The 14,023-nt window shown below is 67.2% G+C and carries 10 protein-coding genes; 3 read left to right on the top strand and 7 right to left on the bottom strand.

Going from position 1 to position 14,023, the window contains the following annotated elements; all coding sequences use genetic code 11:
- The first annotated feature begins 277 nt into the window (after positions 1-277).
- The 3 genes from RCH07_RS07625 to RCH07_RS07615 all read left to right on the top strand — a co-directional run bounded on the left by RCH07_RS07625 (position 278) and on the right by RCH07_RS07615 (position 4,649).
- The gene (locus RCH07_RS07625; protein ID WP_326966863.1) at positions 278-1,951 is read left to right on the top strand and encodes a lipopolysaccharide biosynthesis protein; all 1,674 of its coding nucleotides are present in this window, start codon (positions 278-280) and stop codon (positions 1,949-1,951) included.
- On the top strand, positions 1,944-2,984 hold the full coding sequence (locus tag RCH07_RS07620) for a glycosyltransferase family 2 protein (protein WP_326966862.1): 1,041 nt from the start codon (positions 1,944-1,946) through the stop codon (positions 2,982-2,984). The genes RCH07_RS07625 and RCH07_RS07620 overlap by 8 nt, the downstream gene beginning before the upstream one ends.
- Positions 2,985-3,380: 396 nt before the next feature.
- Complete coding sequence (locus RCH07_RS07615) at positions 3,381-4,649, top strand: hypothetical protein (protein ID WP_326966861.1); 1,269 nt, start codon at positions 3,381-3,383, stop codon at positions 4,647-4,649.
- 152 nt (positions 4,650-4,801) lie between these two features.
- Here the strand turns inward: RCH07_RS07615 and RCH07_RS07610 are convergent, their stop codons facing one another.
- From RCH07_RS07610 to RCH07_RS07580, 7 genes are all read right to left on the bottom strand, one after another.
- The gene (locus RCH07_RS07610) at positions 4,802-6,544 is read right to left on the bottom strand and encodes a hypothetical protein (protein ID WP_326966860.1); all 1,743 of its coding nucleotides are present in this window, start codon (positions 6,542-6,544) and stop codon (positions 4,802-4,804) included.
- A 232-nt stretch (positions 6,545-6,776) separates the two neighbouring features.
- A complete protein-coding gene (locus RCH07_RS07605) occupies positions 6,777-9,548 on the bottom strand; it encodes a PKD domain-containing protein (protein ID WP_326966859.1) in 2,772 nt (923 codons plus the stop codon).
- Between the two features lie 155 nt (positions 9,549-9,703).
- Positions 9,704-10,618, bottom strand: coding sequence for a hypothetical protein (locus tag RCH07_RS07600; RefSeq protein ID WP_326966858.1), 915 nt, complete (start codon positions 10,616-10,618; stop codon positions 9,704-9,706).
- 109 nt (positions 10,619-10,727) lie between these two features.
- Complete coding sequence (locus RCH07_RS07595) at positions 10,728-11,510, bottom strand: hypothetical protein (RefSeq protein ID WP_326966857.1); 783 nt, start codon at positions 11,508-11,510, stop codon at positions 10,728-10,730.
- Positions 11,507-12,370 (bottom strand): CDP-alcohol phosphatidyltransferase family protein, encoded by an 864-nt coding sequence (locus RCH07_RS07590; RefSeq protein ID WP_326966856.1) that lies wholly within the window; start codon positions 12,368-12,370, stop codon positions 11,507-11,509. Before RCH07_RS07590 ends, RCH07_RS07595 begins: the two co-directional genes overlap by 4 nt.
- Positions 12,367-13,545: a DUF1972 domain-containing protein gene (locus RCH07_RS07585; protein WP_326966855.1), complete on the bottom strand. Its 1,179-nt coding sequence runs from the start codon at positions 13,543-13,545 to the stop codon at positions 12,367-12,369. The genes RCH07_RS07590 and RCH07_RS07585 overlap by 4 nt, the downstream gene beginning before the upstream one ends.
- Positions 13,542-14,003 carry an adenylyltransferase/cytidyltransferase family protein gene (locus tag RCH07_RS07580; RefSeq protein WP_326966854.1) on the bottom strand — a complete coding sequence of 154 codons (462 nt, stop codon included), beginning with the start codon at positions 14,001-14,003 and terminating at the stop codon, positions 13,542-13,544. The genes RCH07_RS07585 and RCH07_RS07580 overlap by 4 nt, the downstream gene beginning before the upstream one ends.
- Between the last annotated feature and the right edge of the window lie 20 nt (positions 14,004-14,023).

The raw sequence follows: 14,023 nt of genomic DNA, 5'->3' as shown, positions 1-14,023 counted from the left end.
GCTTTTTCGCGACACGTGTTTGCCCGCAGCCGGGGAGGGCCCTGCGAATCCTAGCCAAACCGGGATACCGGCCGTAGTCTTGCCCTAAGCCAGAGCGGATCCGGAGGTCCCAGCGACTCGTTTCAGTGGCTGGATCGGAGACTCTGCGAGCAGCAGTCCCCGGGCCCCCGCCGCAGGGTGACTTTCCGCCGCGGTCACGGATCCATAGGGGCATGATGAACACTGCTGGGCAGCACCTGCCGGTCCTCGTAGCCCATCCCGCCACTGGCAGGCGGCGGTGACAGGCAACACCGCCGGCCGCGCCGGCGAAGCCACGTCGGGAGCCGCCGGCAACATGGCTGGCCAGAATGGTTCCGGCCACGACGGCCAGCCCCCCGGAGGGACGGCCGGAGGGACGGCCGGCCAGCCCCCCGGAGGGACGGCCGGAGGGACGGCCGGAGGGACGGCCGGAGGGACGGCCCGCGGCGTCCGGTGGAGCTTTGGTGCGGTCCTGGCACGGCAGGGATTCCAGATCGTTTGCGCGGTGGTGCTCGCCCGGATTCTGGGACCGCAGAGCTACGGCGTCATCGCCGCTGCCACCGTCTATATCAGCCTGGCGGCGCTGCTGCTGGACCAGGGCATGTCCGCTGCGCTGATCCAGCGCGCGGACGTTACCCGCCGGATGGCCGGCGCCACCGCCACGCTTAACCTCCTTGTGGCAGGCCTGCTCGCGGCAGCCACCTGGTTTGCCGCACCGTGGGTGTCCGATTTTTTCCGGGTTGAGGAACTCGAACCGATCCTCCAGGTGCTGGCGTTCGCCATCCCGCTCAAGGCCCTCGCGATCACGCCGCGGTCAATGTTGTCCCGCGAGATGCTGCTGCACAAGGTGGGAGCCGCGGATATTGCGGCAGCCGCCGCGGGCAGTGCCGCCGGCATCGGCGCGGCCCTGGCCGGCGCCGGACCCTGGTCCATGGTGTACCAGGTGGTTGCCACCGATCTCGTCTGCAGCGCCATGCTGCTGGCGGCGAGCCGGGGACCGCTGCCGAACTTCGGCTTCCGCGCGGTGGTGCCGCTGTTCAAGTTCAGCCTTAGCGTGTTCGCCACAGACTGCCTGGCCTACTTCTCCCGCAACCTGGACAACATCCTGGTGGGCCGTGTCCTCGGCGTCTCCGCCCTGTCCCTCTATGGCATGGCGTACCGGATTCTGGTGGTGCCGGTGCAGCTGATTGGCCAGACCGTTAACCGGGTCATGTTTCCGGCCTTTGCCCGGTCCGCGGACCGCCGCGATCTCGTAGCCGCAAATCTGGTGGCCGCCACCCGGATCCTGGCGGTAGCTTCCATCCCGCTGATGACCTTTGTGGCCTGCGCAGCGCCTGAGCTCGTGAACCTGGTCCTGGGTCCCGAATGGATGCCCGCCGCGGCGCTGGTCAGCGTCCTGGCCATCGGCGGTGCCCGCGAGACGGTCTTTTACGTGACGCCGGCGCTGATGAAGGGCCTGGGCCAGAGTTCGCTCATCATCCGGTATGAAATCCTCGCCGCAGTGGTGCAGGTGAGCGGTATTGTCATCGGGCTGCAGTTCGGCGTGTTCGGAGTCGCCGCGGGCTACGCTGTGGCCGGCTTCGTCCTCACCCCCGTGCTGCTCAGAATCCAGACCCGGCTGACCGGTGTGACGGTAAAGTCCCAGCTTTTCTCCATCCTGCCCGCCGTACACTCGGCCCTGTGGGGCGCTGCCGGCTACGGGCTGTGGTCCCTCGCGGACGTGCACAGCCTATGGCACTTGTTCGGCGGGCTGGCGATTTTCATCATCCTGGCCCTGGCTGCGCTGTGGCTCTTCCACCGCCGGATGCTGTCCGGCTACGTGGAACAGGCCCTGGCACTTTTCGGCCGGACCAGCAGCCGGCAACGGGACCAGCGCCCGGGTTCGCAAGCGGTAAATCGGGGTGAGAAAGGCAGAGGGAATGACAATGACTGACTACGATTTCTCCGGTGGGCACCTGCAGGGACTCGCGCTCCCGTCCGGCGGCACCGTCATCGCGGTTCTGACTTACCGGCGTCCGGACGACATCGCCCTGGCGCTGCCCCGGCTGGCGGACCAGGCCCTGGCTGCCGGCCGTGCGCCGGGCGGCGAAGCCGACGGCACCGACTCCCCGGGCGGCCCGTCGCCTCAGCCGCGTACCGTCACCGTCCTGGTCATCGACAATGAGCCGGAGGCCGGCGCCAGGGCCGCCGTGGAGCAGTTCGCACGCACACTTCCGGCCGGATTGGTCCGCTACGTCCACGAGCCGAAGCCCGGCATTGCCGCCGCACGGAACCGCGCCCTGGCCGAGGCCGGCCCCAGCGAGTTGCTGGTCTTCATTGACGACGACGAAGTACCCTCCGAGCGCTGGCTCGCCCAGCTGCTGGACCTGCAGCGTACCAGCGGCGCCGCCGCCGTCGTTGGCCCCGTCATCAGTGAGTACGAACACGAGCCGGAACCGTGGATTCAAGCGGGCCGGTTCTTCCGGCGCCGCAGGCTGCCCACCGGCTCAACGCTGGATGTGGCCGCCACAAACAATCTGCTCCTGGATCTCCGCCAGATCAGGGAGCTGCAGCTGTGCTTCGATGAGCGGTTCGGCCTCAGCGGCGGCTCGGACACGCTCTTTACCCGCCAGCTCGTGCAGCGCGGGGGGACCATGCTCTGGTGCGACGAGGCCGTGGTGGTGGACCGGGTTCCGGCGTGCCGGCTCACCCGCAGCTGGGTCCTGCGGCGCGCCCTGCGGAGCGGCAACACAGCCACCCGGGTCAGCATCGAGCTCAGCACAGGCTTCGCAGCCCGCATGACGGCCCGGGCCGCATCGCTGGCGTCCGGGTCGCTCCGTCTGCTGGGAGGGTCCGCCCGGCTGGCGGCAGGTCTGGCGACCGGCTCGAAGGCCCAGAAAGCAATGGGCCTGAGGACGGCAGCCCGGGGCCTCGGCATGGCGTCGGGTGCGGTCGGCTACGTGTACAGCGAGTACCGCCGGAAATAAGTTTACGAGCAGTTAAGTCCGCTTTTCGCCGGGAGCTAGAATCCCCGCCATGCCGCGGAATTTTTGGGCGTGTCGCGAGAGACACGCCCGGCTGTTGTGAAGTTGCGATGCGCCATATGCTGCCGTTATCAATTTGCAACCTCTGAGGGCCTCGGCTAGCGTGGGGGCTCATTAGCCGGGGTCGGGGATACCCACGGAATCGTCAGCTTGGCAGATGCCACGGGTTCGCCCATGCCTAGGTCTCAGGCACAGGTACTGCGCTGACACCGCACAATGCAACATACCGACTCGGCTTCAGTGCCGCTGGCAGACCAGGCCCCAGGCCGCACGCCACTCCGTTATGTCTCTGTGCAATTCCCCGTGCCCGGAAGACGAGATGTAAGAGGTTGACACACCATGGCCATTGGCCCCCAGAACAAGAACATCCATGCAGGCTACCTGAGCGCCGCGGTCCTCACCGTCGCGGCCCTCACGCTGACCGGCTGCGGACAGCCTGCGGCCCAGGACGTGCCCGGCGCGACGTCCGGCACCGGCACCCAGCCCAGCACCAGCACCCAGGGCGAAGCGACGACGATTACCCCCGCTGCCGACTCCAAGGCAGCAGCCATTGACACGTCCGTAGCGGCTGCACCGCAGGCTCCCGCAGCTGCTGCCCCGGCTGCCGCCCCGGTGGCTGCCCAGCGCGTTACGGCCATCCAGCCGCAGGGCAACGTCGCCGCAACGACGGCGTCCGTTGCTCCCGCCGCCCGCGCAGCCCTGGCTGTGGGCACCTATCAGCCCTCCGCCGCTACCAGCGGCGTTACGGCCGGCACCGCACTGACGCCGCACAACACCTCCGGTGCGGACCTGGTCATCAGCCAGGACGGCACCGTCCTGGACGGACTGGAGATCTACGGCGATATCAAGGTCCGCGCCAAAAACGTGACCATCAAGAACAGCAGGCTGCACGGTGGCAAGGGAATCCCGGGTTCCAACACCGGCGTCGTGGACGCCAACAGCGCCGCGGTCGCCAACCTGGTCGTCCAGGACACCACGATCATCCCGGACAGCCCGTCCTACTACCGCGACGGCATCGTGGGCCACGATTACACCGCCAAACGGAACCACATCCAGGGCACCAACGACGGTCTCGGCATCTTCAACCGGCCCGGCGGACCGGCCACGGCCAACGTGACGGCCGAGGGAAACTACATCCACTCGCTGACGTACTGGTCCAACGACCCGGCGCACAGCAACGGCACCCACAACGACGGAATCCAGGTGCAGGGCGGCGAGAATATCCGCATCGCCGGCAACACGGTGGTCGCCAACTCCAACCCGGGTCCCGGCAGCGGGCCGAACCCGCGCGGCAACCACGCGGGCATCGGCATCATGCTCCAGCAGAATGTCGCCAAGCTCGCGAACGTCGTGGTGGAGAAGAACTGGGTGGATGACGGCCAGACGTCCATCAATATCGACAACGGAAAGTACGCGAACATCACGGTAACTGTTGCCGGTAACAGCCTCGGCCGCAACCAGTTCGACTTCGGCAACGGCTCGAAGTACCCCGTCCGGATCATCAGCCGAGCCGCCAGCACAACTCCCGGCCTGGAAACCAACCGCTGGGCCGACAACCTTGCACTCCTCGTCGAGGGCAGGTCCGGCGGTATCCGCTACAACGGCTGACGGCTCCGCCTGGCTGTAGCGCGCAGACGGGAAAAGGGCCGGATCCTTGAACGGATCCGGCCCTTTTCGGTGCGCCCCTTTTCCGGGCGCATATTCCCGTGCGCGTGAGCTGCTATCTCCTCAACCGAGGCAGCAGCCCTCAGTTTCCATGCCTACTTCGCCGTCAGGCCCAGGGTTGCGGAAGCCCGGGTGTTGCCAAACGAATCGCTGCTCACGATGCGGTACCGGTGCGTGCTTCCGGGTTTGACCGTGTCGGTGAACTCCATGGTGGGCCTGTTCCAGAACGTTGTGGACTTGGACTGGGTGTTGACCGCCACGCCGTCGCGGTACACCTTGTACGTCAGGTTGGTGTTGTCCCGGTCCCAGTTCGACTGCCAGCGGACCCGGATCTTGCCCGCCGACGGCGAGGTGAGCGCCGGATTGATCGGGGACGACGACGACACCGGACCTTCCTTGTTCGGCGCGATGGAGCGGACCGCGAAGCGGACCAGTCCCTGCTGGCCCTTGAGGTTGACCTTCTTGAACTCGCCGCCCATCACCACGTAACTGTCGGTGCCGGTCACCGTCCACGGGCCCTGGCTCTGTCCCGTGGCCGTACCCGTGTCCATCTCCGGGAACCAGGTCAGCAACGACGGCGCCGGCCTGCCGGTGAAGCTCGGGAACCCCTGCGTGTCCCTGGTCAGGGTCCCGGTCGCCGCCTTGCTGTAGGCCAGTGCCCGGTGCCAGGACTTGGGCTTCGTCTCGGGGAAGCCTTTCAGGTTCAGGCAATAGTGCGCGTGGCTGGCCTTGTACACCGCCGTGTTGTTAGCGAAAACGCTGTACGAGTCTCCATGGCAGTCTTCGATCCATTTGATGCCCAGGCTTGACCAGTTCGCCGAGAATGATCCCTCGAGGTTTCCCGTTCCGCCCCTGCTACCGAAAATGTAGGCCGTGCCGTACCAGTTGACTCCATCGCTGGACAGCGAGGTGATGGCGGCGTTGCTGCCGGCATTCCGGACCACGTCGTTGACCGGCGTTGCCAGGCTCGTCCCGTTGACGGCGTCCACCGCGCCCAGACCGAAGCCCGGCCTGTTCTTTCCGTTCAGGGTGGTGAAGGCGCCCCCGGCCACGAGCTTGCTGCGGTCCGGCGCCATGACAAGCGCATTCACGCGCCCGCCTGCGGCGTTGGGCCTCCACGCCAGCAATCCGCCGTTGGAAGCACGCACCGCCGCCAGCTTCGAGCGGGAGGTGGATCCCACGGCGCCGAACATGCCGCCAAGGTAAACCGTGTCGGATGTGGCCACGATCGCCCTGACGGTGGCCGAGAGCTTCGGGGCCCAGCCGGGGACGACGGCGCCGGTCTGCGGGTTAAGCGCGACGACCCGGCTGGCGGCCGTCCCGTTCACCGAGGTGAAGTCACCGCCGACGTAGAGCCGGCTGCCGTCGGGGGATGCCGCGACGGCCAGCCCCTGGGCGTTGAGGGAGGCGTTGAACGTGGTGATCAGCTTGCCCGTGCTGAGGCTGAACGCCAGGATGTTCTTTCGCGATGTCGTCTGCGACCCGGCCGCGGCACCGGCCGGGCGGGCGGTGTTGAACTTGCCCACCGCGTACACCGTGTCCCCGATGATCGCCTGCTGCCAGACCACACCGTCGATCTGCACCGTCGGCAGGGCATCTGCCGTCACGGTCACGGGAGTGGCCGGATTTCCCGGATCGGCGGGCGCGGAATCCGCGCCGGCCCCCGGGGCAATTGTCAGGAGCACGGCTGCGACGAGCGCAGCGCTGGCTCCCGCGGCCGAGATCCTGGCAGCTGTACCCAAGCCCGACGGCGCCCGGCGCGGCGGATGGCCAATCCGCAGCGGTACTCCCTGGGGGCCAAGCCGCAGCAAGCCCCAATTCCTCTGTGGAGATTTCATTGCATTCCCCTTGCTCAGTTTGAACCGTCCTGTTTGAGCAGCTCGATTCGAACGGCTTAAACAGGGAGTGTTCGTGGAATAGCACTGGCGGCACGGGCCCTGGGGTCCGCGGCCTTGCCGGGTTTCGGCATGGACCGGGCGCCCTGAGCAACGCCTCTCCTGTGGAACTGGTCGTTCTGGGCCGGGCCCGGCGGCCGCCCCCGCAGCCGCCGGACCTGCGTCGTGCCGCCCGCTAGGCCGGTCCGACCACAAGATCGTCGAATCGTGCCAGCACGGGCGCGTTCGTGGCCGAGCCCGAGAGGTAGGACATCAGCCCGGTGGACCCGGCAGCCTGCAGGCTGGCGGTGGAATCCGTGATGGTCACGCCCCAGGCCCCCGGCTCCGCCGTTCCCGTCCGCCAGGTCCTGGCCCGCAGCGTGCTGGGCCCCGTTCCCGTGACCTCCACCCGCAGCTGCAGTTGTTGCCCGGCGGTGAGAGTAATCCCGGCGGGGACCTGGGCCAGCGTCGTTTCGGCGCCGCCGGCGAGCCTCGTCAGCTGCAGCGTGGTGACGCCGGTGGACGACACCTTCACCTTGCCGCGGTACTCCTCCGTTCCCACGCGGCGCCCAATGACGCCCAGATTCGAGCCGCCGCCGTTTCCGATCTTGTCGAACGAGACCGTCACGAGCGAGTTGCTGGCGGTCGTCGACACCCCCGGCAGGAACGTGGACGGTCCCCTGCCGGCGATCAGGCTCATCAGGCCCAGTCCGCCGCCGGCTGAGTACGAGCTGGCTGAGCCGTTCACGGACCAAGCCCCGCCGGTGTCCGCCGTGCCCCAACCGGATGCAAGGGTGCGGGCAAAGGCGTCCCGTGCCAGAGCTCCCCCGGCCGGGGCGACCGTGACGCTGCGGGTGGTGGTGCCGGTGGCCCCGCCGTTGTCCGTCACGGTCAGGGTGACCGTGTAGGTTCCGGCTGCCGCGTAGCTGTGCGATGCAGTCGCCCCGGTGGCGGTGCCGCCGTCGCCGAAGTTCCACGCGTAGCCGCTGATGGTGCCGTCCGGATCCGCCGAGGCCGCGCCGTCCACGGCGACCGCCAGTTGGTTGACGGTGGCCGTGAACGACGCCGCCGGTGCCTGGTTGCCGGCGACGGCGACGGTGATACTCCGGCTGTCCCCGGTGACGGTGTTGCCGAATGGATCCTTCACCACGATCCGGTAGCTGTGCGAGCCGGCGGCCAGTCCGGAATCGGTAAACGTCAGGGTGGGCCGCTGCCAGAAGGTGGAGAGCCCGGACACTGAATAGACCGGGGTGGCATTGCCGTCCCGCAGCACGGTGTACGTCAGGTTGGAGTTATCCCGGTCCCAGTTGGACTGCCAGTCCACCTTGACCTCACCGGCGGCCGGGCTCGTCAGAGTCGGCACGAAGTTCGTCGGGTTGACGCGGGGCTGCTGCCGGTTCGGGGCGATTTCCTTAACCGCGAACCGCGACAGTCCCTGCTGCGGCCGCAGGTTGACGTTGAGGAACTCACCGACCATCACAACATAGTTGCTGTTGCCAGTAACCGCCCACGGACCCTGGGCCTGGCCGGTGGCAGTCCCGGTGTCCATATCCGGGAACCAGTTCAGCAGGGTAGGGGCGGGCTGGCCGGTGAAGGACGGATAGCCCTGCGTGTCTTTGGTGAGCGTTCCAGTGGCCGCCTTGCTGAAGGCGGTCGCCCGGTGCCAGGACTTGGGCGTAGTCTCCGGAAAACCGCCGAGGTTCAGGCAGTAGTGGGCGTGGCTGGCGACGTAGACGGCAGTGTTGGAGGCGAATACACCATAGGAGTCGCCATGGCAGTCCTCCACCCACTTGATCCGGGCATCGGACCAGTTGGCGGAGAACGCCCCTTCCAGATTTCCTCCGGTATTCTTGATGAATCCTGTGCCGTAGAAGCTGGTGCCGTCGGAATGCAGCGAGAGGATAGCCGATGTGGAGCCGGAGTTGCGCACCACGTCGTTGGCTTGGGTAGCGATATTGGCCCCGCTGGTGGCGTTGACCATCCCGAGCCCGAAGCCGGGCCGGTTGGAGCCGTTCAGCGTCGAGAACGAACCGCCCACCACGATTTTGGCCCCGTCAGGAGAGACGGTGAGAGCGTTGACCTGACCTCCGGCGGCATTCGGCGCCCAGGGCAGCAGCGACCCGTCGGCAGCGTTCACTGCCGCGAGCCGCGATCGGGCGGCGGACCCAACGGCGGTGAACGTGCCACCCAACCAGACCGTAGTGCCTTTGGCGGCAATGGCCCGGACAGTGGCACTCATCTGCGGCGCAAAAGTGCTGATCAGGCTTCCCGTCACGGGATCCAGGGCGGCAACCCTCAAGCGCTGGACTCCGTTGACGGTGGTGAAATCCCCGCCGATGTAGAGCCGGGAACCGTCCGGCGCGGCGGCGACGGCGAGCGCCTGGGCGTTAAGTACGGGCGCGAAGCCCGGAATGAGCTGCCCGGTGGCCAGGTTGAAAGCAAGAATATTACTCCGGGGCACCTGTTGCGTCCCGGGAGCGGCGTTGTAGGGCCGGGCATTGTTGAACTTGCCGACCACGTACACGGTGTTGCCGATGATGGCCGTCTGCCAGGCGACGCCGTCGTGCTGCGCCGTGGGGAGGCTGTCGGCCGTGACCGTGACCGGTGTCTTCGGATCGTTGGGGTCAACGGGGGCCGAATCGGCGGCGCTGCCGGGGGCCCACGCGACGGCGAAGGCCGCGAGGAGCACAAGCGCCAGGACCATGGCGGCGGCGCGGTGCGCCAGCCTCAACAGGCGGGGGCGCCGCCGGCCTGGGCCGGTGGGTGTTGGCGCCTGGTGGGCGGCACTTGGGAGCCAGGCCATGGCATTGTCCCTTCGCTGGTACGTCGTGATTTCCACCATTAAGCGCAGCCCGCTCTCCGCGGACCGCGTGGCCGGAAGCAGGTGTGCTGCCGTTCCCTGCGGTGGCTGTTTCTGCGGTCGCTGGTTCTGCGGTGGCTGCGCCTGCGGCGACTTTGCGATGTTCATGGCTGCTCCCCCTGGTCCTTGGGCCTACGGGGTCTTCACGGAGAAGTCGTTCAGGGCATTCTGTCTGGCGTCTAGGGTGTGGGGATAGGCAGTGGAGGCTGCGTTTCCCGTCTGAGCGCTCCCCAGCGTGGCGTTCCGGAACATTGTTTTCCCTTCTAGTTCAATCTGTGTCTGGCGGCACTCAGGCTGAGCGCCGCCACATCGTCGGCCGAATAAAGGCCCTGGATGCAGTGGTCATTGCGGTTTTCTCCTACATTCGTACTCATCAGCGTCCGGCTCTGGGTTCCCGGAATAATCGGGAAGTGCCGCGGCACCGGTCCTACCTGCCGGACCGGTATGCCTGCACGGAGGGCCACCCAGTGCAGCCAGATATCGTCGGCACTCGGGCATACGGACAGGAAACGCTCCCCGCGCAGCCTGAGCTCGTGGAGCATCGCCGGCGGGTAGATCACCCCGGAAACACCGGGGGAGAAATTGTTGGGCCGCGCAGCCGTGTCGTGTGCCCGGGCCCACGTCCCGTAGGCCGCAACCCGCTCCCCCGAGACTTCCATGATGCTGACCCAGTGGCCGCCGATGGCTTCGGGGTGCCGCCGGTTCGCGGCCACGAGGAGGGCGAGCCAGTTCGTCGGGTAGATGATGTCGTCGTCGGCCGTGACAAGGGGCACGGTGTGGTGCTGCACCGACTTCACATAGGGGTAGTACTTGGTGTGCGGGCCGTAGTTGGGGCTGAGCAGCACTTCCAGGCCGCGGTGCTCCAGCCGGCGAAGCGACGCCGGACGCGCCGCAAACTGCTCCGGAGAGTCCAGCCACAGCACCAGTCGCTGGGGTCGGCTCTTCCCGCGGGCAATGGACTCGATGGCGACTGAAACAGTGTGGATCCGGTCGCCATAGCTCGTCAGGGAGACGACGACGGGGGCGGAGCCCGTGGCGGTTCCTCGGGACACCGCGTTTCTGAGCCGAAGGTACGCGGTGGCGACGACGGCGCGGAGCCGCTTTGCCACCTTCTTGCCCCGGCGTGCCGTCGTCCGGAGCAGCAAGAGGGACGGCAGGCTGCCCGGTGTCGTTGTCATGGCCTGTCTCCTTCCCTTCGTTTCCTGCGGACTGCTTGCTGGCGGACTTCTTCCTGTGCTCTTTCTCCGGACAAGGGTCTTTCTCCGGACAACCCTGCGGCGAGGGCAGCTAAGGCAGCTTGCCTTCGAACGTGGCAATCGGCGTTTCAGCCTCCAGGTTGAAATAGATCTTCACTTTGTCCCGGGCCTCCGCGGGTACTGAAAAAACGAAGATGCCGACACCGCTGGTTCCCGGCGCGACCGAGGCCGGGAACGTCACCGCGTCCGGACCGCTGAGCTGGCCCGCCGGCTCCTGGTCCTTTCCGAAGCTGACGTCGACCACGGCAGCGTCGAGCGAGATCGCCTTTGCGGTGTCGTTGACGATCGTCACCTTGAACCGGACGGCAGGCCCGGCCACCTCGCCGATTCCTGTGGCCACACCCTGCACCGCCGTCATGTCCGTGATGGTGGCGGAGACCCCGCCCTTCACGGCCTTTTTGGCCTTGATCTCGACCGGCGCCGCGGTGGGCTGCGGAATTTCGGCGAGTTCCTGATCGGACTTTCCCCTGCGGTCCACGGGACCGGGATCGGTTCCGCCCTCGGCGGGTTTCTCCGCCGCGGCCGGCGGTGCTGCCGGGACGGCCGCCCCGGGAGCGGCTTCGGCGGCCGCCGCCGCCGGGCTCAGGGGCGCGGACGCCACAGCGTCCCTGACCGCCGGGTCGGACGGTGTACTCGTGGCTTTGCCGGTAGCGCCCTGCGTGTCGGAGGCCCGGGCAGCCCCGCCCTGGCCGGACGCCCAGGCGACGCCGCCGAGCGCGACGAGGGCCGATACTCCGATGGAGGTGGCGATGAATCGCCGCCGGCGCCCCGCCGTCGCGGTTTTTTCTGTTTCGGTAGTGCTGGGCTTTTTCATTGCTGGACTCCATATCCGGCCGTGCTGCTGGCAACCGCGGTGCTGTTCGGTGCGCCGGCCAGTAACTGCAGACGGTGCTTGCCCGCCGGGTGCGGTGCCGGCTGGACGGTGGAAAGTTCACGGAACCATTTGACGGAAGCCAGCAGCAGGAATGCTGCCGTGGCCGTGAAGATCAGGGTGTACACGGTCAGGAACAGCGGCAGCGCGCCGTAGAACACGAAAGAGAGGCAGAGGATCCCGTAGTCCATCGGGACCACCAGCACGGAGCGGATCCAGGACCTCCGGGCGGTGTTCGCCACGGATTCGCGGCCGGCCTGGCGCCTCAGCTGTTCAGTAAGGATCATGCTGAAGAACAGCACCGCCGACACGACGGCGGCGCCGAGGGGAACGAGCAGCCACCAGGTGTCGACTGATCCAAAACGGTAGAGCCCGACGGCGAGCGCAAGCGGCATCAGCGAGGTCTTGACGGCGTCGACCATGTGGTCCAGCCATTCTCCGGCGGGCGATCCGTTGCCTTGCATCCGGGCGACCTGGCCGTCCGCGGAGTCCAGTGCGTAACCCACAACCAGGCACAGGGCCACGCCGAGGCCCAGGGCAGCCGAGGGCGGGTAGAGCACGAGTAAGGCAATCCCGGTGAAGGTGAACAGTGCGCTGATCGCGGTGACGGCGTTGGGACCTAGTCCTGCCCTCAAGGCGGCGGCTGCCAGGAGCCGGCCCAGCCGGCGGTTGATGTAGCGGGAGTACGCCGGGGCGCCCCGGGCGGCCGTCTTCTGCCCCGCAGCCAGTTCCCGGACGGTGCTCCAGTAGCCCGTGGAGGCGGTCCCGGCGGCAGCGCCGGTCCCTCGGTCGATGGCGGTCATTGTCCGGCCCCCAGACTCTGCCGCGGAGCTCCGGAGAAGCGCCGCGAGGCCTCGCGGGGGGCACGGACCCGCGCACCGGCAAGGTCGTCGCAGAGCTGCTCGTAACCGTCCGCGACGAGATCCCAGTTGAAGCGGGCCGCGATTTGTTGGGCCTGCCGGCCCCTGAGCTCAACATCCGATTCGGGGTCTTCCGCTTCCGCGGCGAGCCGCGCCACATCCTGGGGACCGCTGAAATAGCGCCCGGATCCTTCCAGCACTTCCCGGTTGAAGTCGACGTCGTAGGCGTTGGTGGCGGTGCCGGCGCCGATGGCCCTCAGGAGGGAGGGATTGGTTCCTCCGACCGAGTGACCGTGCCAGTACACTTTGGCGTTCGAGTACAGCTGGTCCAGCAGCTCCTGGTCCCAGACGCCGCCGATAAAGTGCACCCGGTCATCACCGAGGTCGTGGACGAGGCGGGTGTAACGGTCCGAGTATGGGGCCGATCCGACGACGACAAGCGGAAGCCGGGCGGTGCTTTGGGCGTATCCCTCGACGATGAGGTGGACGTGGTTTTCGGGCTCGAAGCGGGCCACCACGAGGTGGTAGCCCTGCGCCTCCAGGCCGAGCTGTGCGAGTTTGTCAGTTTTTCCCTTGGCCAGCATCGGCGCCCCGTAGGCGAGGTAGACCGTGTCGGCGTCGAACTTCTGCCGGTAGTAGTCCTGGATTCCGACGGCGTCGGCGATCAGGGAGTCGGACCACCTGACCGCCAGCCGCTCCACGAGCTGGTAGTAGTTCCGGCCGGCCGTGCCCCATTTGGCGCGCTTCCATTCAAGCCCGTCAACATGGGTGGCCACCGGGATGCCGGCTGCGCGGATCACGGGCAGGTAGGGCGCGTTCGCTGCGTTGAAGACGATCGCCGCATCCGGCCGGTGCCGCAGCATGTGGGCCACGGAAAGGCCGGTATGGCTCAGTGTTTCCAGCGAACGTTTGTGCATCGCCCCCAGGTGGACGAGGTCCATCCCGAGGTGTTGGGCCGGTTTGTCCGGGGCTCCCCCGTCCGCGTTCCGGCAGTACACGGTCACACGGTTGCCGCGCTTGACCAGCCGCTGCCCGATTTCCTCGATGGCAGTTTCGAATCCCCCGTAGCGGGCCGGGACGCCCCGCGTCCCCACCATGGCGATGTGCAGCCCGCTCATCGCCGTGCCCCCTGGCGGCGGCGTGCCGGCTCCGGGGACTGGTTGATCAGTTCCAGGGCGGTGCGCAGGGCGGTGCTGGAGGTGTGGACCGTGTAGGGGAAGAAGATGACCTCCACGCCCACCGCGTTGAAGGCGGCCTCAAGGCGGTCACCCTGCGGTGTTCCTTTCCAGTCGTCGCCCTTGAAGAACGCGTTGAACCGCAGTTCCTCCCAGACCTGCAGTTTGTCCGGAACCACTTCCGCGAACACCTCATCCACGTAACCGATGCTGCCGACAATTTCCATCCGCTCGGCCAGCGGGACCAGGGGCAATCTGCCCTTGACCCGCTCCAGCATTTCGTCAGAAACGACCCCTGCAATCAGGTAGTCGCATTGGCTTCTGGCGTGCTTGAGGATATTGAGGTGTCCGATGTGAAAAAGATCGAACGCCCCGGGTGCATATCCAATTTTGAGACCCATGTCCTGCCACCTTCCCTTTT

The organism is Arthrobacter sp. CG_A4 (genome assembly GCF_035985125.1).
Lineage (GTDB): Bacteria > Actinomycetota > Actinomycetes > Actinomycetales > Micrococcaceae > Arthrobacter.
Note: the sequence above shows the minus strand (reverse complement) of the source record. Positions and strands in the feature narration are given on the sequence as shown.